Below are 22,657 nucleotides of genomic sequence, written 5' to 3' on the forward strand. Positions count from 1 at the left end.
CTGACCTTTAACTTCTTTGAGACCACTTCCTTGAAACATGGAGGAGCGCGCTCACTTAGAGCTTCCGTCATATAAAAAACGCCCCGCAAGTGCGAGGCGTTTTCAAAAGCTTTAAGTTAAGCGGTTAATTCAATTAAGAATTAAGCTTGACCTTTAACTTCTTTAAGACCGTTGAAAGGAGCGCGCTCACCTAGAGCTTCCTCGATACGGATTAGCTGGTTGTACTTAGCAACACGGTCAGAACGGCTCATAGAACCAGTTTTGATTTGACCTGCAGCTGTACCTACCGCTAGGTCAGCGATAGTTGCATCTTCAGTTTCGCCAGAACGGTGAGAGATTACTGCTGTGTAACCTGCGTCTTTAGCCATCTTGATTGCAGCTAGAGTCTCAGTTAGAGAACCGATTTGGTTGAACTTGATAAGGATAGAGTTAGCTACGCCTTTCTCGATACCTTCAGCAAGGATCTTAGTGTTAGTAACGAATAGATCGTCACCTACTAGTTGAAGCTTGCCACCTAGTAGTTCAGTTTGGTGCTTGAAGCCATCCCAGTCAGACTCGTCTAGACCGTCTTCGATAGAAACGATTGGGAATTGGTTAGCTAGCTCAGCTAGGTAGTGGTTGAACTCTTCAGAAGTGAAAGTTTTACCTTCGCCTTTCATGTTGTAGATGCCAGCTTCTTTGTCGAAGAACTCAGATGCAGCACAGTCCATAGCTAGAGTAACGTCTTTACCTAGTTCATAACCAGCAGCTGCAACAGCTTCTGCGATAACTTCTAGAGCTTCAGCGTTAGATTTAAGGTTAGGAGCGAAACCACCTTCATCACCAACTGCAGTGCTGTAGCCTTTTGACTTAAGAACTTTAGCTAGGTTGTGGAATACTTCTGCACCGATACGTAGACCTTCTTTAAGAGTCTTAGCGCCAACTGGTTGGATCATGAACTCTTGGATGTCAACGTTGTTGTCTGCGTGCTCGCCACCGTTGATGATGTTCATCATTGGTAGAGGCATAGAGAACTGACCTGCAGTGCCGTTTAGCTCAGCGATGTGCTCGTATAGAGGCATGCCTTTCGCAGCAGCAGCAGCTTTAGCGTTTGCTAGAGAAACAGCTAGGATAGCGTTAGCACCGAATTTAGATTTGTTTTCAGTGCCGTCTAGTTCGATCATTACTGCGTCGATTGCAGCTTGGTCTTTAGCGTCTTTGCCAACTAGAGCTTCAGCGATTGGGCCGTTTACAGCTTCAACTGCTTTAAGAACACCTTTACCTAGGAAACGTGCTTTGTCACCGTCACGTAGCTCAAGAGCTTCGCGAGAACCAGTAGATGCGCCAGATGGAGCTGCCGCCATACCTACGAAACCGCCTTCTAGGTGTACTTCAGCTTCTACAGTTGGGTTACCACGTGAGTCGATGATTTCACGACCTAGAACTTTAACGATCTTAGACATTAATGTTTCCTCTCGTTTCAAATATAAATGTCAATCTTAAAGGGCAGCAGCACAACCTTCGCCGCCGCCCGTATCCTTTTACTTCTCGAATTCGCCGCGTGCGTTTTGGCCCGCAGCCTTAACAAAACCTGCAAACAATGGATGTCCATCGCGAGGAGTCGAGGTGAATTCTGGGTGGAACTGAGCCGCTACAAACCATGGGTGAGCTGGGTTCTCAATCATTTCCACTAACTTCTTGTCCGCAGATAGACCTGATACTTTTAGGCCTGCTTTTTCGATTTGCGGACGAAGCACGTTATTCACTTCGTAACGGTGACGGTGACGTTCATGGATCGTCGCGCTACCGTACAGTTCACGAGCTTTAGTCCCTTTCTCTAGGTGACACAGCTGTGAACCAAGACGCATCGTACCGCCTAGGTCAGACTTTTCAGTACGCTCTTCTACGCTACCTGATTCGTCTACCCACTCTGTGATCAAACCTACCACAGGGTACTTAGTCTCTTTGTTAAATTCTGTTGAATGTGCACCTTCCATACCCGCAACGTTACGCGCGTATTCGATTAGTGCAACTTGCATACCCAAACAAATACCTAGGTAAGGCACGTTATTTTCACGTGCATATTGAGCCGCACGGATCTTGCCTTCAATACCACGATCGCCGAAGCCACCTGGTACTAGGATCGCGTCCAAACCTTCTAGAAGTTCAACGCCTTTTGTTTCGATATCTTGTGAGTCTACATACTTAATTGTGACGCTTAGACGGTTTTTCAAGCCAGCGTGTTTAAGCGCTTCGTTCACAGATTTGTATGCATCTGGTAATTCAATGTATTTACCAACCATACCGATGGTTACTTCACCAGTAGGATTTGCTTCTTCGTAGATAACCTGTTCCCATTCAGAAAGGTCTGCTTCAGGAGCAGTAATACCAAAGCGAGCACACACAAGGTCATCTAGCCCTTGAGATTTAATCAACTGAGGGATCTTGTAGATAGAGTCTACATCCTTCATTGAAATTACTGCTTTTTCTGGAACATTACAGAACAGTGCGATTTTTTTACGCTCATTCGCAGGAATAACGCGATCGCTACGGCAAACTAGGATGTCTGGCTGAATACCGATAGATAGAAGTTCTTTTACAGAGTGTTGCGTCGGCTTAGTTTTCACTTCGCCCGCTGCCGCTAGGTAAGGAACAAGTGTTAGGTGCATGAACATTGCGCGCTCACGGCCTAGCTCAACAGCTAGCTGACGAATCGCTTCCATAAATGGTAGTGATTCGATATCACCAACAGTACCGCCAACTTCAACGATAGCCACATCATGGCCTTCAGAACCTGCAATAACGCGATCTTTGATCGCGTTAGTGATATGAGGGATAACTTGAATAGTTGCGCCTAGGTAGTCACCACGACGTTCTTTACGAAGTACGTCGGCATAAACACGACCTGCAGTGAAGTTGTTACGCTTGGTCATCTTGGTACGGATGAAACGCTCGTAGTGACCAAGGTCAAGGTCAGTCTCTGCGCCATCTTCTGTAACGAACACTTCACCGTGCTGAGTAGGGCTCATTGTGCCCGGGTCAACGTTGATGTAAGGGTCAAGCTTCATCATAGTCACTTTAAGACCACGAGCTTCTAGAATAGCCGCAAGAGATGCTGCTGCAATACCTTTACCTAGAGAGGATACAACCCCGCCAGTAACAAAAATGTAATTTGTCGTCATGTTTAACCTGAAATTGGTTGAATGAGGGAAATGGAGTGCTTCTGGACGGGAGATAAATATACCAGAAGCTCCTTACCGCCACAACGTGAAATCTATCACACCGTAATTTTTTATTTTTTGCTTCAAATCAAAGTGAGCAAAGACAAACCAAAGTCCGTTTTCGTGTAACCAAACAAGCTGACCTTATATTATGTATTCTGCCAGTTTACCTCTGCCTCGATTCTTCTTGTTTTACTTCATCCCAAAAATGGTCAAGTTCTGATAAAGAACAATCTGTAAGTACTTTGCCTGACTGCTGGACCTTGCCTTCAACTTGTTTAAAACGTCGCGCAAACTTTACGTTTGCTTTTCCTAGCGCGACTTCTGGGTTTTTATCAAGGTGGCGAGCCAAATTGACAGTCGCAAATAGCAAATCACCGAGCTCCAACTCAACTTTCTCTTCATCGGGCTGAACTTGCAGTGCCTCTTCCATGACTTCGTCAATTTCTTCTCGTACTTTATCGACAACCGGGCCAAGTGAATCCCAATCAAACCCAAATTTTGCACATTTTTTCTGAATTTTTGTAGCACGAGAAAGTGCCGGTAAAGAGTTTGGTATTGAGTCTAGGATACTTTCTTCCGCTTTGCCTACTAGGGCTTTTTCTTTTGCTTTTTCCGCTTCCCAGTTCGCGTTAATTTCCTCGTCAGATTCAAACTCAACATCTGAAAAAACATGCGGGTGGCGACGAGTCAGTTTTTCGTTCACGGTTTCGACGACATCCGAAAAGTCGAACAGCTCTTGCTCTTTCGCTAGCTGACTGTAAAAAATCACCTGAAACAACAAATCCCCTAGCTCTTCTTTTAGATTGAGCCAATCTCGATTTTGAATCGCGTCCACCACCTCGTAGGTTTCTTCTATTGTATGCGGAACGATGGTGTCAAAGGTTTGTTTTAAGTCCCAAGGGCAACCGTTTTCGGGGTCACGCAGCTTCGCCATGATTTGTTCTAACTGTTCAATTGGATGACTCATTTTTTGTTCCTTTAAACCTTTCTATTAAAGAAAAAGGTGAGCAGCCAAAACCACTCACCTTCTACATTATATTTTCTCAGCAGCTTTCACTAAGTAATTGTTACTTTGACAAGGCAACAAGTTTTCGCGACTCCTGAGCATAGCCTACTATGTGATGCCCCTGAGCCGGCACGTCGGAATAAGTGCAGCTAACGCAGATAAAAAGCCAAATATGACGCAAGTGTAACTCTGTAAATAGTTGAAGTTGTAGCTAGGCGACAAACAAACGAGACTCCTGAGCATGGTTCACCATGTGATGGAGCGAGTGCGTGCAGTCAACAACGCTACAACGATAACTATGACGAGAGTTTTAGCCGAGGCGTTTCACCGTCATGACATCCTTGATCTGTTCCACACGTTTCGAAACCCGCGAAAGCACCTCAATATTGGTGACTTCTAGGTCAAAGTCCATGATGGCAAGTTGACGTCTGTAGTCGACTCGGTTCTTCATACTGGTCACTTTGATCTTTTCATTGGCGAACAGTGTCGTAATGTCTTTGAGTAGACCACCTCGCTCCATCGCTTCAACACGCACGGTGAGGATGTATGACCCCACAAAGCCGCTGCCCCAGACTGTATCGATGATGCGCTCTGGCGCATGATGGCGCAGTTCTTCTAGCTGTTCACAGTCACTACGGTGTACTGAAATCCCACGACCTTGCGTTATGTAACCAGAGATATCGTCACCTGGAATTGGCTGACAGCAACGTGCTAGATGTGTCATTAGGTTATCGACGCCTTCTACTACAACTGCGTCTTTTTTCGGTCGGCTTTGCGCGGGTGATTTATGCTCAGCTTCTTGCAGTTTTTCCAGTGCTTGCTGATCTTCTTCCTCTGCCGTTGGCTTGTTAACTAACGCGTTGATATGATTAATTATTTGGTTGATACGCAAATCACCGCTACCTACACCAACATACAATTCATCTGGTGTTTTGACGTTAAACCGCTTGAGGGCGTAATGCTCTGCATCTTTTAACGTTGCGCCAATTTTGGCTAACTCATGCTCAAGGATTTCACGACCTGCTTCAAGGTTCTTCTCACGGCTTTGTTTTCGGAACCAGGCGTTAATTTTGGCACGCGCACGACCAGAATGAACGAAGCCTAATGATGGGTTTAACCAGTCACGTGATGGGTTAGGTTCTTTCTGAGTGATAATCTCGACTTGGTCACCCATATGTAATTTATGCGTGAATGGCACAATACGACCTCCGACTTTGGCACCGATACAACGGTGTCCCACTTCGGAGTGAATGTGATAGGCAAAATCTAGCGGCGTTGCCCCCATTGGCAAATCGACAACATCACCACGTGGTGTAAAGGCATAAACACGGTCATCAAAGACTTGGCTACGCAGCTCATCGAGCATTTCGCCAGAGTCAGACATTTCTTCTTGCCAATCCAGTAGCTTACGCAGCCACGTGATCTTCTCATCATAACCGCTTCGGCTGCTTGCCCCTTCTTTATATTTCCAGTGCGCGGCAACACCCAGCTCCGACTCTTCATGCATTTGCTTGGTACGAATCTGGATCTCGATGGTTTTGCCTTCTGGCCCTAGAATTACGGTGTGGATCGATTGATAACCGTTTGGTTTAGGGTTAGCAACGTAGTCATCAAACTCGCTCGGTAGGTGCTTGTATTTGGTGTGAACTACACCCAAAGCCGCGTAACAGTCTTGCAGTTTGTCTGCGATGATACGTACTGCTCGAACATCAAACAGCTCATCGAATGCCAAACTCTTCTTCTGCATTTTTCGCCAAATGCTGTAGATGTGCTTAGGTCGACCACTCACTTCGGCATTGATGCCCGACACTTCCATTTCGTGCGTGAGGTCTTCAACAAAGTCTTTGATGTACTGTTCACGAACGATGCGTCGCTCAGAAAGCTGCTTGGCAATTTGTTTGTAAGTTTCCGGCTGTTGGTAGCGGAAAGCGTAATCTTCAATTTCCCATTTCAGCTGACCGATGCCTAATCGGTTTGCTAGCGGCGCATAGATGTTGGCACACTCTTTTGCCGCCGCACGTCGAACTTCATCAGGCGCTTTTTTAACTTCAATAAGGTTACAAATTCGCTCCGCAAGCTTGATAACCACGCAGCGGAAGTCATCCACCATGGCAAGCAGCATGCGGCGTACGTTATCTACCTGAGATGACGCTGCACTGCCTTCCATGTTGACGTTGAGTTGGCCAATAGCAGCCATTTCTTCAACGCCGTCGATTAATTTTATGATTTCTTTGCTGTATTTCTCTTCCAGAATTTCTCTGTTAAAAGCACCACTTGAAACCAAAGGAAACAGTTGAGCAGCCACTAAAGTGGCTTGATCCATAGACAAGGTGATCAAAATTTCGATCATTTCTCGTCCACGCCACAACAACAGCTCCGCTTGCTCGTTATCAGCTAATACCGTCTGGCAATCTCGATATACTTCGATTAAGCGTGAGGCTGTGTTTTTCTCTTGTCCTAGGCTAGCCACCCAGTTTTCGAGTTCAAACTGTTCATCTTGGTTTAAATGCGCGCTTCTTACCGCAACCATCTCATCATCCTAATTATTATATTCGTGTGGTTTGACTAACACCGTCCAGGTTAGTTCTTTTTACCGCGCGTACACGCTGGCTTTATGACCACCCACCACAAATAAGGGGTCAAAGTCCTAAAGTTAGGACTTTTCAAACAATGCCATCGATTCTAGATGACTGGTATGAGGGAACATGTCCAGCATACCTAATTTCGTTAATTTATAGCCTTGCTCTATCAAGCTTTGACTATCCCTAGCAAGGGTAGCAGGATTACAAGAAACATAAACTACACGCTGTGCGCCAAGCTCAGAAACTTGATCGATGATCCCACTCGCTCCCGCGCGTGCCGGGTCTAATAATACTTTATCAAACCGCTCTGCGGCCCAGGCTTGGCCTTCAAAATCTTGCTCAAGGTTAGCGTGATAAAATTGCGCGTTATTGATTTGGTTCAAAGATGCATTGTTTGTGGCTTTTTCTACCATCTCTGCAACACCCTCTACTCCAACCACGTACTTAGCTAATTTCGCAACTGGTAAACTAAAGTTGCCTAAACCACAGAACAAATCTAACACTCGGTCACTCTTTTGTGGGTCTAACCACTCAACCGCTTGTTTGACCATTTGTTGGTTTACACCTTGGTTTACTTGAATAAAGTTATTTGGTGCAAAAGGGATTTTCACTCCAACTTCTTGATAAAAAGGCATATCGCCTTCGATAAGGTCTAATTGTTCTGTCGATGGCATTAAGTACAACGATGCGCCATGACGTTTTGCCAACTCCGTTAGAGATTGAGTTTCACTCGTTGTCAGAGCGCTCAAGTGGCGCAGCGTAATACACGGCCCATTATCACCAAGTACCAGCTCTACATGACCTAATTGTTCCGGCTTTTTGAACGCTTTTAGGGCTGAGTAAATCTCTGGCAGCAAAACATTCAGTTCCGGTGCCAGCACTGGGCAATCGGTCACTTGCGCAATTTGCTTACTCTGCTTTTTACGGAAACCAAAATGTAGCTGACGTGTTTTTTTATCAACAAACAAGCTCACTCTCGCACGGCGACGGTAGGCCTGCGAATATCCCAATAACGGGGCATCTAGTTCAATGTCACTGCCTGAAAATTTTCGCATTAGCTGACGCAACGTTTGCTGTTTGTACGTCAATTGTTGGTCATAATCTAGATGCTGCAAATCACAGCCACCGCACTCATGATAATGTGGGCAAAATGGCTCCACACGAGCTTCACTCGGCTTAAGGATTTTAATCAACTTACCGCGAGCGTATTTGCTCTTTTCTTCCACCAATTGAGTGACCACCTCCTCACCCGGCAGTGCTCCATCAATAAACAATGGCTTCTTTTTGAGGTAAGCAATGCCTGCGCCGTGGTGATCTAAACGCTCTACTTGCACTGCTTGGTGCCGAGTATTGAGTTGGGTTTTCTTTTTCGGTTGAAAGATGCGTGCCATGCTCTATGCCTGATTTATGTGTAATTGCTCTTCGGCTTCACTATTCTTGATTGCAGCCGTTGTGTGATTCGAGTGACTTGATTATGCTTACCGTTTATTCGGTGACGTCACTTCTTTGCTCAAGGCTTTATCGTGCGCTTGAGAAATAATGCGTTATTTTCCCATATCCAGACTCCGATGTAATTAGATAACATGACCAGATATGGCTTACGAGCACGTGTAATTACACTAACTCTCGCTCCCACTCTCATTATTGGTTTATTACTGAGCGGCTTTTTCTCATTTAACCGCTACCAAGACCTTGAGAAACAAGTTATCACCACTGGTAACAGCATTATTGAGCCGCTGGCGATTGCCAGTGAAACGCATCTACTATCAGAAAGCCGAGAGGCGGTACGTCGCTTGATAAGCTACGCGCACCGCAAAAACTCCAAACTGGTTCGTAGTATCGCGGTATTTGATGAACATCATGAGCTCTTTGTGACCTCTAACTTTCATCCTAATTTTGAAGCCTTGATGTTTCCCAAAGATAAACCGATCCCGCAACTGGGTAATTCGGAAATCTACGAAAACTCACTGATATTGCGTGTCCCCATTTTGTCAGAAGGTCACTACTTAGCGGAGTTGTCGAACGAAAGCCAAGGCACAAAAGCGATTGGTTACATCGCCGTCGAGTTAGATCTCTCCTCCTTGAGGCTGCAACAGTATCAAGAAGTCTTCTCTGCTTTTTTAGTTCTGGTTCTCGGTCTTGGCTTAGCAAGTGTGTTTGCTTCACGTCTAATGCACGATGTGACCCAACCTATCACCCACATGAAGAATGTCGTTGACCGCATTCGCCGTGGTCATCTGGATGTGCGTATCGAAGGCAAAATGCACGGTGAGTTAGACCAGCTAAAAAATGGCATCAACGCCATGGCGGTATCGTTATCAGAATATCACGTGGAGATGCAGCACAGTATAGACCAAGCCACGTCCGACTTACGTGAAACGCTTGAGCAGCTAGAAATTCAGAACGTTGAGTTGGATATCGCGAAGAAACGCGCGCAAGAAGCGGCCAGGGTTAAGTCAGAGTTCTTGGCGAACATGTCGCACGAGCTGCGTACTCCGCTCAATGGGGTGATTGGCTTTACTCGTCAAATGCTTAAAACGCAGCTTTCTAACAGCCAAACGGATTACCTACAGACGATTGAGAAATCGGCGAACAACCTGCTGAATATCATCAATGACATTCTCGACTTCTCGAAACTTGAAGCGGGTAAGCTGGCACTCGAAAACATTCCTTTTGATTTCCGAGAAAGCTTAGAAGAGGTAATTAACCTACAAGCCACAAGTGCACATGAGAAAGGGTTAGAAATCACCCTAAAAGTGGACCCTAAAATTCCACCAGGTTTAGTTGGGGATCCACTACGTATCCAGCAAATTTTGACGAACTTAGTCGGTAACTCAATCAAGTTTACCGAGCGAGGCAACATTGATGTTAGCGTAGAAATGCGCTCTCAATCAGGAGACTCCGTCGAACTGCAATTCATGGTGCGTGATACCGGTATTGGTATCTCTGAGCGTCAGCAAGCGCAGTTGTTCCAAGCCTTTAGCCAAGCAGATGCAAGTATTTCACGTCGTTACGGCGGTACTGGTCTTGGTCTGGTTATCACTCAGAAACTGGTGAGCCAGATGGGCGGCGAAATCAGTTTAACCAGCCGTCTACACCAAGGTTCAACCTTCTGGTTTACGGTGCGCTTGCACTCAACCGAGATGCCAATGAGCGAACTGATTGAAGTGGAACTTCTGACTGGGAAGCAGTTACTGCTGATTGAACCAAACATGCAAGCCGCGTCCGTAACCCAACAGATTCTAAGTCAGGAGGGTATTTTAGTAACCTACCGCTCTTCGCTACCAAACAACGAAGAACAATATGATTATGTACTGTTGAATTTAGCGGCCAACCAGACTCACGATGCGGAAGTTATTACACCTTGGATAGAACAAGCGAAACGCATGGCTCCGAGTGTTCTCCTAGGGACACCGAGTACCGAATTGGCGCTTGCGGACCAAATAATGACAGAGCATCACGTCCAGTGCCTGACGAAACCATTGTCTCGCCGTAAGTTGCTACAAAGCCTGATTAGCGAACATGTAGAATCGCCACCGGTATTAAGCGCTCCAATTACGCCAAGCGAAGGGGACCGTTTACCTCTCACTGTACTAGCAGTGGATGACAACCCTGCAAACTTGAAGCTGATCTCTGCACTGCTCCGCGAACGAGTAGAAACCGTCACCGCCTGTAGCAATGGCCAGCAAGCGGTGAACCTGGCGACAGAGAAAAAGTACGATTTAATCTTCATGGATATTCAAATGCCACAAATGGATGGGGTGACCGCTTGTAAGCACATTAAAGAGTTGGAGCTAAATAAAGACACGCCAGTGATTGCGGTAACGGCACATGCCATGGCAGGGGAACGAGACCGCTTGCTCTCGGCAGGAATGGATGACTACTTGACCAAACCTATTGAAGAGCATGTGCTACAACAGGTTTTGGTTCACTGGAACCCAAATGCTTGTACAGAGAGCATTGGCAAAGTCGCCCCTTCATACGTTGATGAACCTGAAGGAAGCGCACCACAATCCGTTTCTTCGCCTCAGCAGGATGTGATTATTGATTGGCAAGCAGCCTTGAAACAGAGCGCGAATAAAGAGGATCTCGCTAAAGACATGCTACGCATGTTGATTGAGTTCATCCCTGAAGTAGAAGCAGTCGTTGACCAAGCTCTGGAGCAAGAAGATATCTCTCGTGATGACCTAATTCATGTCATCCATAAGCTGCACGGCAGTAGTTCATATTGTGGCGTTCCAAGGCTGAAATCACTCTGTGCGACGCTTGAGCAAGCACTGCGCTCAGGGATCAGTCTTGAGGAGGTTGAGCCTGAAATGTTCGAGCTGCAAGATGAAATGATTAAAGTAACAACAACCGCAAAGTTATACCTTGAACAGTGATCTATTGAAGAGAAACAAAAGCCAGAGCAAATGCTCTGGCTTTTTAGTATTTTGTTTAAGACTTACAAGCTAGGATTCAAAAATGACCGTCGCCACAGCGTAATGACGCTCATCGGAAATGGACAGGTGAATGTGGTTAACACCCATCGCATCCGCTATTTGCTTGGCTGTGCCCGTCAATGCGAGTACTGGTTTTCCAAGCTCATCGTTCGAGATGGAAAAGTCGTGAAACGTGACCCCTTTTGCGATCCCTGTCCCCAATGCTTTTGAGGCAGCTTCTTTAACAGCAAAGCGCTTAGCAAGATAACGACCTTGCAGCTTAAGCTGTGAGAATTTGGCCATTTCTTCTTCTGAAAGAATCCGCTGAGCAAAAGGTTCACCACTACGAGCTAACGCTTTTTCAATACGCTCAATTTCTGCAATGTCGGTCCCTAACCCTATAATCGCCATCTAGATAGCCCTATGACTGGCGAGCCTCAATCATCAATGCTTTCATGTCAGCAACCGCTTTATTTAAACCATCAAATACCGCGCGACCAATGATTGAGTGACCAATGTTGAGTTCGTAAATTTCTGGTAATGCAGCAATTGGTGCGACATTGTGATAAGTCAGGCCATGCCCGGCATTAACAATAATACCTAGATCATGTGCATAACTAGCACCAGCGGCAATCTTCTTCAGTTCAGCTTGTTGCTCGTCTTCTGTCGTCGCATCTGCATAATGGCCAGTATGTAGCTCAATAAACGGAGCGCCACACTTTTTCGCAGCTTCAATCTGTTGACGGTCAGCATCAATAAAGAGCGAAACTTTGATGCCTGCATCTGTCAGCTTTTTCGTCGCAGCTTTAATTTTTTCAAGCTGCCCTACTACATCTAAGCCACCTTCCGTCGTCAGTTCTTCACGCTTTTCAGGCACTAAACACACAAACTCTGGTTTAGTTTGCAGCGCAATCTCAACCATTTCGTCCGTCACTGCCATCTCTAGATTCATACGCGTTTGAATGGTTTCACGCAGAATACGTACATCACGATCCAAAATATGGCGACGGTCTTCACGTAAGTGGATAGTGATACCGTCCGCGCCTGCACGCTCAGCAATTTCAGCAGCGTGAACAGGATCTGGGTATTTTGTACCACGTGCATTACGTAGAGTGGCAATATGGTCGATATTGACGCCTAAATAAATTGAGCTCATTTTCCGTTACTCCGTGCTCTGGGGGTCTGAATGAAAAATTCACGACTTTTTAAAGGTTTGCCGCCAAGATACGGCTTTAAGGCTATACGTGTAAAGCGTTTTGCCGCTTTTAGCTGCTCTTTAGTGACGAACCGCCGCTCACTGATAGCAATCAGTTCATTCCCTAAAAACGTGAGGTTATCGCGCCTAACCGAAGCAATAAACCCTTTCTGTTCCCGGTAACGATAGGTCATTTCTGGGTCGACGGGCTCGCCGGTACCTGCACAATGCAAAAAATCCACGCCATACCCCATAGCAGACAGCAAGGCTAACTCAAAACGACGCAGTGCAGGCTCAGGGTTCTCGTTGTGCGCCAACTCGGTTAACGCATGCAAATAATCATGAAATAGTGCTGGCATCGGCACTTCAGCCATCAAAATACGGCCAATCAGTTCATTGACGTACATGGCTGAGTAGAGATTAATGCCCGTTAACGGCAAACCTAGACTTATCGGCTCGGCTTGACGCAAAGTTTTCATCGAGCCTTTCCCCGACCATTTAAGTAATAGCGGGGTAAAAGGTTGCAATGCGCCTTTTAAGTTCGAACGCTTACTGCGCGCGCCTTTGGCCATTAAAGTCATTCGGCCATATTCCTCACTAAATACATCAAGGATTAAGCTCGATTCACTGTAAGGGCGTCGGTGCAATACAAAACAGCGCTGTAAACCTTCGGAAGACAGATTACTCATCTAAGTCATTGTGCCTAAAAAGTGTGAAATAAAAAATAAGGAGCCGAGCGGCTCCTTATTTTAATCGATACTGATTTTTCATCGATGTTGGAGCGAAGCACCTTCGCAGCCAAGATTATAAATCGTCTATATAACCCAACGAACGCAACGCTCGTTCGTCGTCTGCCCAGCCAGATTTCACTTTTACCCAGGTTTCTAGGTAAACTTTACGACCGAACAATTCTTCCATATCCAAACGCGCTTCGCGACCAATGGTTTTAATCTTCTCGCCGCCTTTGCCAATCACCATTTTCTTCTGACCATTACGCTCAACAAGAATCAAGGCATTGATGTGGAAACCGTCGGTTTCGGGGTTGTAATCAAAACGTTCAATTTCAACCGTTACTGAGTATGGCAGCTCTTCACCAGTAAAGCGCATCAGCTTTTCACGCACAATCTCAGACGCCATAAAACGCTGAGAACGGTCAGTCACGTATTCTTCTGGGAAGTGATGCGTTGCTTTAGGTAAGTGATTACGCACGTGCTTACGCAGTACGTCAATGTTCTTACCTTGCTTGGCAGAGATTGGCACAACATCCACGAAGTCCATCTTCTTCGACATCTCCGCCATGTGTAGCATCACGTCGTTACGATCTTGTACGTTGTCGACTTTGTTTACACAAAGCACAACTGGGAAGTTCGATTTTTGAAGTTTGGTCAGCACCATCTCATCGTCTTTAGTCCAATGCGTACCATCGACTAAGAAGAACACAAGGTTTACATCACTCAATGACGAGTTAGCTGCACGGTTCATCAAACGGTTGATCGCACGCTTTTCTTCAATGTGAAGTCCAGGCGTGTCGACGTAAATCGCTTGGTAATCGCCGTCCGTATCCACACCCATAATACGGTGGCGTGTCGTTTGCGGCTTACGAGAGGTGATCGAAATCTTCTGACCCAAAATCTTGTTCAAAAGTGTCGACTTACCTACGTTTGGACGACCAACAATAGCAATAAAGCCACAGTGTTGGTTTTCTGGCGAGCTTGGCTCACCTTGTGATGCGAAAAACGCATCGATATCGAATTCGTTATCAGCCATTTGTTAATTGCTCAAGTGCTGTTTCAGCAGCCGCTTGTTCTGCCTTGCGGCGGCTGGTGCCTTTACCGATTACAGGCTTATCCACACCTGCTACTTCGCACTCAACCGTGAACTCTTGGTTGTGCGCTTCACCTTTAATATTAGTCACTGTGTAGACAGGCAGCGGTTTTCTTCTGCCTTGTAGGAACTCTTGTAGGCGAGTTTTCGGATCTTTCTGTGAAACGCCTGGTTTAATGGCTTCAAGGCGTGACTGATACCAACTCAGTACAATGCCTCGCACAACTTCAAGATCACTGTCTAGGTAAATTGCGCCAATAATGGCTTCAACCGCATCGGCTAAAATAGAGTCTCGGCGAAAACCGCCACTCTTCAATTCACCTGGACCTAATTTTAAATAATCTCCTAGATCGAATTCACGACCCAGTTCCGCCAATGTATGTCCGCGAACCAAAGTAGCACGCATGCGGCTCATGTCACCTTCGTTCACTTTTGGGAAACGATGGTACAGATCATCAGCGATGACAAAACTTAAAATTGAATCGCCCAGAAACTCAAGACGTTCATTGTGCTTACTGTTGGCGCTGCGGTGCGTCAGCGCCAAATTGATAAGCCCGGCATCTTGAAACTGGTAGCCGAGCTTTCTCTCTAGTTTATCAATTGGAGAATTCATACTCTCTCGATATTTGAATGGTTAGTGAATGCCACCGATGCGGTTAAAACGCACACCAGTTGGAATCCATGAAGGTAGAACACTATCTGCGCCACGATCAAACTCGAAGCTGATCCAGATCGCGACAGCTTTACCGACTAAGTTTGCTTCTGGAACAAAGCCCCAGTAACGGCTGTCAGCACTGTTGTCACGGTTATCACCCATCACAAAATACTGACCTTGTGGTACAACCCACTCTGTCGTGCCGCTGCGTGGGAAATATTGCTCCACGCGGTTACGCACAAGAGGGTTAACCAAAATATTGTGCTCAACGTTACCCAATTTCTCATCCAGTTGGATCATTGGAATACCGTTCGAGCTAAACTGACTTTCTTCAACATTGCTCAGTTTAACTGGCTTACATGCCGATTCGCCTTGGCTTTGCACGCAAAGCTGCTTATCACTTGAATAACGCACGATATCACCAGGTAAACCAACTACACGCTTAATGTAGTCCACACTTGGTTGTGGTGGGTATTTGAAGACCACGATATCACCACGCTCAGGCTTACCAGTTTCCACTAGCTGAGTACGCCATACTGGGTCTTTTAGACCGTACGCGTACTTCTCAACTAAAATGAAATCGCCAACCAGCAAGGTAGGCATCATTGAGCCTGATGGGATTTGAAATGGTTCGTAGATAAAAGAACGTAATACTAAAACGAACGCGATCACAGGGAAAATAGAGACGCTATTTTCAACCCACCAAGGCTGACGCTCAACTTTTTGCAAGGTCACTGCATCCAAACCATTAGACGTCTGAGCTTGAATCTCAGCCAGTTTTTCCTGACGCTTTTTCGCGAAAACCAGCTTTTCCAATAGCCAAACCACGCCAGTTACCAAAGTCGCAATAACCAACATCAGTGAGAATGTATTCGCCATTAAATTCCCTTATCTAAAAATACGAAAGTGAAAGAGCCGAAACCCTTTCACTTATTTTAATATCTAACGTCTTAAGACCGACAAGTGTGAGACAAAGTTCAACTTTAGTCTTTACCTACGTGAAGGATGGCTAGGAACGCTTCTTGAGGCAGCTCAACGTTACCGATCTGCTTCATGCGTTTCTTACCTTCTTTCTGTTTCTTCAGAAGTTTCTTCTTACGACTTACGTCACCGCCGTAACATTTCGCAATAACGTTCTTACGCAACTGTTTTACCGTTGAACGAGCGATAATGTGGTTACCAATTGCCGCTTGGATTGCGATATCAAACATTTGGCGAGGGATGAATTCTTTCATCTTCTCTACCAACTGACGACCGCGAGTCTGAGACTGATCTTTGTGTGTGATCATCGCCAATGCATCAACAGTGTCACCGTTAAGAAGAACGTCTACACGTACCATGTTCGAAGCTTCAAAACGCTGGAAGTTGTAATCCAAAGATGCGTAACCGCGTGATGTTGATTTCAGACGATCGAAGAAATCCAGTACCACTTCAGCCATTGGAATATCGTAAGTCACAGCGACTTGGTTACCGTGGTAAACCATATCAACTTGACTGCCTCGCTTTTCAACACACAGAGTGATTACGTTACCTAGGTACTCTGAAGGCACAAGGATATTACAACGTGCAATCGGTTCACGAATTTCTTCAATGTCATTGATCGCTGGTAGTTTTGCTGGGCTATCAACATACAGCAGATCGCCATCTGTCTTCTCAACTTCGTAAACTACCGTTGGTGCTGTGGTAATAAGATCCAAGTCGTATTCACGCTCTAGACGCTCTTGGATGATTTCCATGTGCAACATGCCAAGGAAACCACAACGGAAACCAAAGCCAAGTGCCGCAGAGTTTTCTGGCTCGTAGAATAGCGATGCGTCGTTAAGGCTTAGTTTGCCTAGTGCGTCACGGAAGTTTTCGTAATCGTCGGAAGATACAGGGAACAGACCTGCGTAAACCTGAGGTTTAACTTTCTTAAAGCCAGGTAGCGGTTTATCACAACCATTCTTCGCTAGAGTCAGCGTATCACCAACAGGGGCACCAAGAATGTCTTTGATACCACAAACAACCCAACCTACTTCACCAGTACGAAGGGTATCGGTATCTACTTGTTTTGGCGTAAAGATACCAAGGCGGTCTACACCCCAAACTTGGCCCGTACTCATCACTTTGATCTTATCGTTCTTCTTCAGTTCGCCGTTTTTAATACGCACTAGAGAAACAACGCCAAGGTAGTTATCAAACCATGAGTCTATGATCAGCGCTTGTAGTGGCGCATCTGGATCACCTTCCGGTGCTGGAATCGCTGACACAATGTTCTCTAGAACGTCATCAACACCAATGCCTGTCTTCGCAGAACAGCGGGTTGCTTCCATTGCATCGATACCAACGATTTCTTCAATTTCTTCCGCTACACGCTCAGGATCGGCTGCTGGTAGGTCAATCTTGTTCAAGATTGGCACAACCTCTAGATCCATTTCGATCGCGGTGTAACAGTTAGCCAGTGTTTGAGCTTCAACACCTTGACCCGCATCCACAACCAATAGCGCACCTTCACAAGCCGCTAGAGAGCGTGATACTTCATATGCAAAGTCAACGTGCCCCGGAGTATCGATGAAGTTCAGCTGATACGTCTCACCGTCTTTAGCGGTGTAGTTTAGCGTCACACTCTGAGATTTGATGGTGATGCCACGCTCACGTTCAAGATCCATAGAATCCAGAACCTGTGCGGCCATTTCACGATCGGTTAACCCGCCACAAACTTGGATTAGACGGTCTGATAGGGTCGACTTACCATGGTCGATGTGGGCGATAATCGAAAAGTTACGAATGTGCTTCATAGATTTAGGGTGACTAACTCTTTACAAATAGGGACAGTAAGAAACGCCATCTACTGACGGCATTTCAATCAAGTTGGCAGATTCTACCGAATTTCGTTAACGGGCGCACGTAATTTAAAGTACATACCCAAATAACCTTTAGTGGAGGGGGACAGCACTTACTGGATTGGCTCTCCAAGTACCCGAACGAGGGTAACTTGGCGCTTGGATTCATCTTCTAACGGACGAGAAACACATTTTGCGATCCACATTCCACCAGCGGCAAACAATACCGATGCCAATATGATGATGCCTTCCCCGCCGGCTGTCAGCGGCGCTAATAGGAAGTGACCAAACATCGCACCGATAATCAAACCAAACAATGGCAGTAAATAAACCGCCATTGCTGATTTTATTAGGCTCGACTCAGGAAAACCAATCTCGACGACTTGACCTATTTTCACCGATTTATCCGTGCGCAGGTGCCAAGATAAACTCTTGTTACCAATAGCTTTAGTAACAACGCCCGTTCCACAGCTTTTCTGTGAAGAGCAACTACTGCAACTGGTCTGCTGTTCGCAACTTAAATCAATTTCGAATTGCTTGCCGCGACGATGCACGTCTGTCACGGTAGCCAACGCGGTCATCATTGTTATTTACTCTTTGTTACATTAAATGTGACAGATTGGGCTATACGCTGTGCTGTGGTCGGTGGAATGTCTCCTACAACAGAGATTTCATGTTGACCGCTCACAAAACTGTGTAGCGTTCTTCTGCCTTGGCGAACCAACTGCCCTTTTAACGAATGCTCATCTTTGTTTGCTACGTAAACAGAGAAGCTAAACAGACCATCAGAATACAGCTGGCTCTCCACCATTTGATTAGTAACGGCCATTCGATAGCGGTTGAGCTCGTTCGGCTCGAAACCCTCAGGGATCCAACCAACCTGCCAATTACTGGTCCCAATATCGCCTTTTGGCATGGTGAGAACAGCAGGTAATTGAACATCTTGCAGGCCACTCATTAACTCTGCGATTTTTGGGTTTACCGTGTAAGAAATAGTGCGATATTGTTCAAGCATCTCACCATCGCGGTCCACAAGGTCGGCACGTAACGGCAATTTACTCTTCTCATCGATCCATAGTACGTATGAATAACGCAGACCGTCTTTAGGAACAATACGCAGCACTTGTGTTGCAACACCAGCTTCACGAGCTCTACCCACTTTTACATAGTCGTAATACAAGTTTAGCTCATCGATATTGGTGTTGAGCATAGGCATAGTCGGAGCGACCATTTTACCTGACTCGATGGTGAACGGTTCTAAACCCGTTTCGATGTAACTTACTTCAGTTCCGCGACGAATCACTTCACGCACGGGGCCACTTAAGTAGACAAGATGAGCATATTGATCGTCACCATGCGTGGCATGACGATACAGCAACGGCTCAATGCTGTTCTTTTTGATAAGGATATAAGAGAGTTCGTAACTTAAATTCTTACTCGCCTCGCTCATTTGATGCAATAAAGCCTCCGCTGGCTTATCACCAGCAAAGGCTTGAGAAGACATCATACTGAACAGAGCGCAAGCGCTGATCAGAAATTTTTTCATTCAATATCCGGATTCAGATTTGCATCTTGTTGAGATGCATCACTGTTAATTCGTAACTGCAATTCGTAGTCTCGCAGCATAGCATGAACACGCTTGCGCTGCTCTTGCATATTTGCCTCGCCTACAGAACGTTCTACAGACTCACGAGTCAAACTCACTGGTTCTGCGCTGCCAGCAAACGGAACCGTCTGCAATACAGGTAATTGATCTGTTTGCGGCGACATTGAATCGCTACCACCGTACTGCTGTACACCTAAAATAACAACAAGCGATACACATGCAGCAACAGCAACTTGACCAAACTGCGTCAACCAACCTGGCAATTGACGTTTTGCTTTTTGCGGTTCTGGTTGCGACTCTTTTGGCGTATCCGCAATTGAGATAACATTTGCACTGTGCGAATCAAACGCACGGTGTGCAGGTTCATCTTCTAACGCTAACGCCACGCTTTCAGCAATATTCCACTCAGGTTTTGCTGGCGCTTCGCCTCGCATCACATCACCAATCAGGTGATAGTTCTGCCAAGCATCACGGCTCTCTTGGTCTTGCTCTAACTCTTGAATTAAAGCCTTATCGACCAATTCTCCATCCATGAGAGCTGAAAGTTTTTCTTTGTCAGCCATTATTTTCACCATAGTTATTACTTGTACTAGCGTTGCAAAAGAGGTCTGATTTTCTTTTCCACCGCCTCACGAGCACGGAAGATACGCGATCGTACCGTTCCTACCGGGCAATCCATCACTTCTGCAATTTCTTCATAACTCAAGCCATCGAGCTCTCGTAATGTCATTGCGGTTTTTAAATCTTCAGGTAAAGCTTCGATTGCACTGAACACCACCCGTTGCAATTCTTTGGACAACGTTAAGTTCTCAGGGTTCGATATTTCTTTAAGTGCACTACCTGTTTCGTAAAATTCAGCATCTTCAGCATCGACATCTGTCGCTGGAGGTCTACGCCCTTGAGCAACAATGTGATTTTTCGCAGTATTCACTGCAATGCGATACAGCCACGTATAAAACGCACTTTCCCCACGAAAGCTAGGGATAGCTCGGTAAGCTTTAATAAACGCTTCTTGTGCTACATCTGGTACATCGCCAGGATTACTAACGTATCTGGAAATAAGATTACATACCTTATTCTGGTACTTTGTTACCAACAGGTTGAATGCTTGCTTATCGCCATTCTGAACTCGCTCAATCAATACTTGATCGGTCAGCTGCTCGTTCATTCGAGCGGATACTCCTATTTGTTATGCCCCTACTCTTCTCAGATATGGGTACTAATTATGCAAAACGTAGTATTGACACCACTGCTTACTTGAGCACTATTGTGACCCTAACGTGAATGAGAAAGTTCCATGGTTTCTCAAGTTTTTTGTCATTGTTTTTCACAGTGTGATGTCTGTACCCAAATGACCACCGCTGCCTGACTTTAGTCTAAGTTTGACAAGCGAGCATCTTGGAGGGAAATGGGTATAATGAATGATCTCTGTCCCAGATTGTGCTGGGTCGAGCATGGAAAAGCAATGGCATTGACAAACTATTACTTTTCATTTGCATGGCTAATGGCTATCTGAACACCGCGTTACAAATTATAACTTAGGAAGCATGCTCATGCTCTGCATGAAAAAGAAGAGTGGCTCAGTCACCGCAGTAACACGGACGTCGATAGGTCTCCCAACTTAGCCCTTAGCGACAGATGTCGCGATAATGGAATGCACATGGTGTGCAAATAATACACAAGGTAACTTTGTTACCTTAGCTTGGGATTATAAAAGTTATATGAACACAAATCGTGAACATGAGTGTGATGTATTAGTGGTAGGGAGTGGCGCGGCAGGTTTGTCGTTGGCTTTGCGCGTTGCTAACCACTGTAAGGTGATGGTGCTGAGTAAAGGACCACGCAGCGAAGGGGCGACCTACTATGCTCAAGGCGGTATCGCTGCCGTATTTGATGAGTCAGACACCATTGATTCACACGTTGAAGACACGCAAATCGCCGGGGATGGTATTTGCGATGAGGAGACCGTAAGGTTCATTGCTGAGCATTCAAAAGAGTGTGTACAGTGGTTGATTGACGGTGGTGTCCCATTTGATCGTGAAGAAGATGACTCTGACGATGAACCTCGCTACCACTTAACTCGTGAAGGTGGTCATAGCCGTCGTCGTATTCTTCACGCGGCAGATGCGACAGGTATGGCGATGCAAACCTCCCTGCAAGATAACGCTCATAACCATCCAAACATTCATGTTCTCGAACGTCACAATGCTCTGGACTTAATCACCGAAGACAAAATTGGCGGTGATAAAAACAAAGTTATCGGTGCTTATATTTGGAACCGCAACGAAGAGCATGTCGAAACCGTGCGAGCCAAATTTGTGGTTCTCGCTACAGGTGGTGCTTCAAAGGTTTATCAATACACCTCTAACCCAGATGTGTCGTCTGGTGATGGTATTGCGATTGCTTGGCGTGCAGGGTGTCGTGTGGCTAATATGGAATTTAACCAGTTCCATCCGACGTGTTTATATCACCCAGAAGCACGTAACTTCTTGCTAACTGAAGCGTTACGTGGCGAAGGTGCTTACCTGCGTCGTCCAGATGGTTCTCGCTTTATGCCAGATTTCGATGAACGTAAAGAGCTTGCTCCGCGTGACGTCGTGGCTCGTGCTATCGACTTCGAAATGAAGCGTTTAGGTGCCGACTGTATGTATCTCGACATCAGCCATAAGCCTGCTGACTTTATTACGAAACACTTCCCAACCATTTATTCACGTTTGATGGACTTGGGCATTGACATGACTAAAGAGCCAATCCCAATCGTACCTGCTGCACACTACACTTGTGGCGGTGTCATGGTGGATAGAAATGGCTGCACCGATCTGAAAAATTTGTATGCGATTGGTGAAGTTAGCTACACCGGGCTGCATGGTGCTAACCGCATGGCATCAAACTCACTTCTCGAATGCGTGGTTTATGCTTGGTCTGCGGCAAAAGATATTCTAAAACATCACACTAACGTTGAGCTACCTTCACAGGTGCCATGTTGGGATGAAAGCAAAGTAACCAATAGTGATGAAGAAGTGATCATTCAGCACAACTGGCACGAGCTTCGTCTGTTTATGTGGGACTACATGGGCATTGTGCGAACTGACAAGCGTTTAGAGCGCGCCTTACGCCGTATCCAACTGTTGCAACAAGAAACGCACGAGTACTACAGCAATTTTCGAGTGTCGAACAACTTATTAGAACTGCGTAACCTTTTACAAGTAGCAGAGTTGATGGTTCGTTGTGCGATGCAGCGTAAAGAGAGTCGAGGTTTGCACTACACGCTTGATTATCCGAACCAACTGGAAAACAGCGGACCAACGATTTTGGTTCCAGCTAAACAGCTTTAACTCTACCA

Annotated in this window: 18 protein-coding genes; 2 read left to right on the plus strand and 16 right to left on the minus strand. The window is 45.9% G+C overall.

Features of this window, described 5'->3' with window-relative positions:
* Window positions 1–140 precede the first annotated feature (140 nt).
* The 5 genes from eno to rlmD all read right to left on the minus strand — a co-directional run bounded on the left by eno (window position 141) and on the right by rlmD (window position 8,182).
* The gene (eno, locus tag H9L11_RS03955) at window positions 141–1,442 is read right to left on the minus strand and encodes a phosphopyruvate hydratase (RefSeq protein WP_033907438.1); all 1,302 of its coding nucleotides are present in this window, start codon (window positions 1,440–1,442) and stop codon (window positions 141–143) included.
* Between the two features lie 78 nt (window positions 1,443–1,520).
* Window positions 1,521–3,161 (minus strand): CTP synthase, encoded by a 1,641-nt coding sequence (locus H9L11_RS03960; RefSeq protein WP_021034029.1) that lies wholly within the window; start codon window positions 3,159–3,161, stop codon window positions 1,521–1,523.
* Between the two features lie 205 nt (window positions 3,162–3,366).
* The gene (mazG, locus tag H9L11_RS03965) at window positions 3,367–4,170 is read right to left on the minus strand and encodes a nucleoside triphosphate pyrophosphohydrolase (RefSeq protein ID WP_033907439.1); all 804 of its coding nucleotides are present in this window, start codon (window positions 4,168–4,170) and stop codon (window positions 3,367–3,369) included.
* Window positions 4,171–4,519: 349 nt separating this feature from the next.
* The gene (gene relA, locus H9L11_RS03970) at window positions 4,520–6,739 is read right to left on the minus strand and encodes a GTP diphosphokinase (RefSeq protein WP_005380915.1); all 2,220 of its coding nucleotides are present in this window, start codon (window positions 6,737–6,739) and stop codon (window positions 4,520–4,522) included.
* Window positions 6,740–6,862: 123 nt separating this feature from the next.
* Entirely contained in the window at window positions 6,863–8,182 is a 1,320-nt protein-coding gene (rlmD, locus tag H9L11_RS03975; protein WP_025768846.1) for a 23S rRNA (uracil(1939)-C(5))-methyltransferase RlmD, read from the minus strand.
* Window positions 8,183–8,374: 192 nt separating this feature from the next.
* On the opposite strand from rlmD, the gene barA reads away from it, so the two are divergent.
* Entirely contained in the window at window positions 8,375–11,173 is a 2,799-nt protein-coding gene (barA, locus tag H9L11_RS03980) for a two-component sensor histidine kinase BarA (protein WP_033907441.1), read from the plus strand.
* A 69-nt stretch (window positions 11,174–11,242) separates the two neighbouring features.
* Here barA and acpS read toward each other — a convergent pair whose 3' ends face one another.
* The 11 genes from acpS to rpoE form a co-directional block, all read right to left on the minus strand.
* Window positions 11,243–11,623, minus strand: a complete 381-nt coding sequence (gene acpS / locus H9L11_RS03985; protein ID WP_005380927.1) for a holo-ACP synthase — start codon at window positions 11,621–11,623, stop codon at window positions 11,243–11,245.
* Between the two features lie 10 nt (window positions 11,624–11,633).
* The gene (gene pdxJ, locus H9L11_RS03990; protein ID WP_005384579.1) at window positions 11,634–12,368 is read right to left on the minus strand and encodes a pyridoxine 5'-phosphate synthase; all 735 of its coding nucleotides are present in this window, start codon (window positions 12,366–12,368) and stop codon (window positions 11,634–11,636) included.
* Window positions 12,365–13,096: a DNA repair protein RecO gene (gene recO / locus H9L11_RS03995; RefSeq protein ID WP_005384578.1), complete on the minus strand. Its 732-nt coding sequence runs from the start codon at window positions 13,094–13,096 to the stop codon at window positions 12,365–12,367. Before recO ends, pdxJ begins: the two co-directional genes overlap by 4 nt.
* Before the next feature lie 115 nt (window positions 13,097–13,211).
* On the minus strand, window positions 13,212–14,174 hold the full coding sequence (gene era / locus H9L11_RS04000; RefSeq protein WP_005380931.1) for a GTPase Era: 963 nt from the start codon (window positions 14,172–14,174) through the stop codon (window positions 13,212–13,214).
* Window positions 14,167–14,844 (minus strand): ribonuclease III, encoded by a 678-nt coding sequence (gene rnc, locus H9L11_RS04005; protein WP_005380932.1) that lies wholly within the window; start codon window positions 14,842–14,844, stop codon window positions 14,167–14,169. The genes era and rnc overlap by 8 nt, the downstream gene beginning before the upstream one ends.
* Before the next feature lie 21 nt (window positions 14,845–14,865).
* Window positions 14,866–15,765, minus strand: coding sequence for a signal peptidase I (gene lepB / locus H9L11_RS04010; protein WP_005380933.1), 900 nt, complete (start codon window positions 15,763–15,765; stop codon window positions 14,866–14,868).
* A 104-nt stretch (window positions 15,766–15,869) separates the two neighbouring features.
* On the minus strand, window positions 15,870–17,663 hold the full coding sequence (lepA, locus tag H9L11_RS04015) for a translation elongation factor 4 (protein ID WP_005380934.1): 1,794 nt from the start codon (window positions 17,661–17,663) through the stop codon (window positions 15,870–15,872).
* A 158-nt stretch (window positions 17,664–17,821) separates the two neighbouring features.
* Window positions 17,822–18,292, minus strand: coding sequence for a SoxR reducing system RseC family protein (locus H9L11_RS04020; RefSeq protein ID WP_205391001.1), 471 nt, complete (start codon window positions 18,290–18,292; stop codon window positions 17,822–17,824).
* A gap of 2 nt (window positions 18,293–18,294) precedes the next feature.
* Entirely contained in the window at window positions 18,295–19,254 is a 960-nt protein-coding gene (rseB, locus tag H9L11_RS04025; RefSeq protein WP_005380941.1) for a sigma-E factor regulatory protein RseB, read from the minus strand.
* The gene (locus H9L11_RS04030; RefSeq protein ID WP_005380944.1) at window positions 19,251–19,877 is read right to left on the minus strand and encodes a sigma-E factor negative regulatory protein; all 627 of its coding nucleotides are present in this window, start codon (window positions 19,875–19,877) and stop codon (window positions 19,251–19,253) included. Before H9L11_RS04030 ends, rseB begins: the two co-directional genes overlap by 4 nt.
* A 26-nt stretch (window positions 19,878–19,903) precedes the next feature.
* Window positions 19,904–20,482 carry an RNA polymerase sigma factor RpoE gene (gene rpoE / locus H9L11_RS04035; protein ID WP_005380946.1) on the minus strand — a complete coding sequence of 193 codons (579 nt, stop codon included), beginning with the start codon at window positions 20,480–20,482 and terminating at the stop codon, window positions 19,904–19,906.
* A gap of 553 nt (window positions 20,483–21,035) precedes the next feature.
* Here rpoE and nadB point away from each other — a divergent pair.
* Window positions 21,036–22,649 carry an L-aspartate oxidase gene (nadB, locus tag H9L11_RS04040; protein ID WP_005380947.1) on the plus strand — a complete coding sequence of 538 codons (1,614 nt, stop codon included), beginning with the start codon at window positions 21,036–21,038 and terminating at the stop codon, window positions 22,647–22,649.
* Window positions 22,650–22,657: the final 8 nt, after the last annotated feature.

Source organism: Vibrio sp. sp1, from assembly GCF_016920955.1.
GTDB lineage: Bacteria > Pseudomonadota > Gammaproteobacteria > Enterobacterales > Vibrionaceae > Vibrio > Vibrio alginolyticus.

Coding starts and splice junctions, on each gene's coding strand:
- eno (WP_033907438.1), bottom strand. CDS start 1,442: ATGTCTAAGATCGTTAAAGTTCTAGGTCGTGAAATCATCGACTCACGT.
- H9L11_RS03960 (WP_021034029.1), bottom strand. CDS start 3,161: ATGACGACAAATTACATTTTTGTTACTGGCGGGGTTGTATCCTCTCTA.
- mazG (WP_033907439.1), bottom strand. CDS start 4,170: ATGAGTCATCCAATTGAACAGTTAGAACAAATCATGGCGAAGCTGCGT.
- relA (WP_005380915.1), bottom strand. CDS start 6,739: ATGGTTGCGGTAAGAAGCGCGCATTTAAACCAAGATGAACAGTTTGAA.
- rlmD (WP_025768846.1), bottom strand. CDS start 8,182: ATGGCACGCATCTTTCAACCGAAAAAGAAAACCCAACTCAATACTCGG.
- barA (WP_033907441.1), top strand. CDS start 8,375: ATGACCAGATATGGCTTACGAGCACGTGTAATTACACTAACTCTCGCT.
- acpS (WP_005380927.1), bottom strand. CDS start 11,623: ATGGCGATTATAGGGTTAGGGACCGACATTGCAGAAATTGAGCGTATT.
- pdxJ (WP_005384579.1), bottom strand. CDS start 12,368: ATGAGCTCAATTTATTTAGGCGTCAATATCGACCATATTGCCACTCTA.
- recO (WP_005384578.1), bottom strand. CDS start 13,096: ATGAGTAATCTGTCTTCCGAAGGTTTACAGCGCTGTTTTGTATTGCAC.
- era (WP_005380931.1), bottom strand. CDS start 14,174: ATGGCTGATAACGAATTCGATATCGATGCGTTTTTCGCATCACAAGGT.
- rnc (WP_005380932.1), bottom strand. CDS start 14,844: ATGAATTCTCCAATTGATAAACTAGAGAGAAAGCTCGGCTACCAGTTT.
- lepB (WP_005380933.1), bottom strand. CDS start 15,765: ATGGCGAATACATTCTCACTGATGTTGGTTATTGCGACTTTGGTAACT.
- lepA (WP_005380934.1), bottom strand. CDS start 17,663: ATGAAGCACATTCGTAACTTTTCGATTATCGCCCACATCGACCATGGT.
- H9L11_RS04020 (WP_205391001.1), bottom strand. CDS start 18,292: ATGATGACCGCGTTGGCTACCGTGACAGACGTGCATCGTCGCGGCAAG.
- rseB (WP_005380941.1), bottom strand. CDS start 19,254: ATGAAAAAATTTCTGATCAGCGCTTGCGCTCTGTTCAGTATGATGTCT.
- H9L11_RS04030 (WP_005380944.1), bottom strand. CDS start 19,877: ATGGCTGACAAAGAAAAACTTTCAGCTCTCATGGATGGAGAATTGGTC.
- rpoE (WP_005380946.1), bottom strand. CDS start 20,482: ATGAACGAGCAGCTGACCGATCAAGTATTGATTGAGCGAGTTCAGAAT.
- nadB (WP_005380947.1), top strand. CDS start 21,036: ATGAACACAAATCGTGAACATGAGTGTGATGTATTAGTGGTAGGGAGT.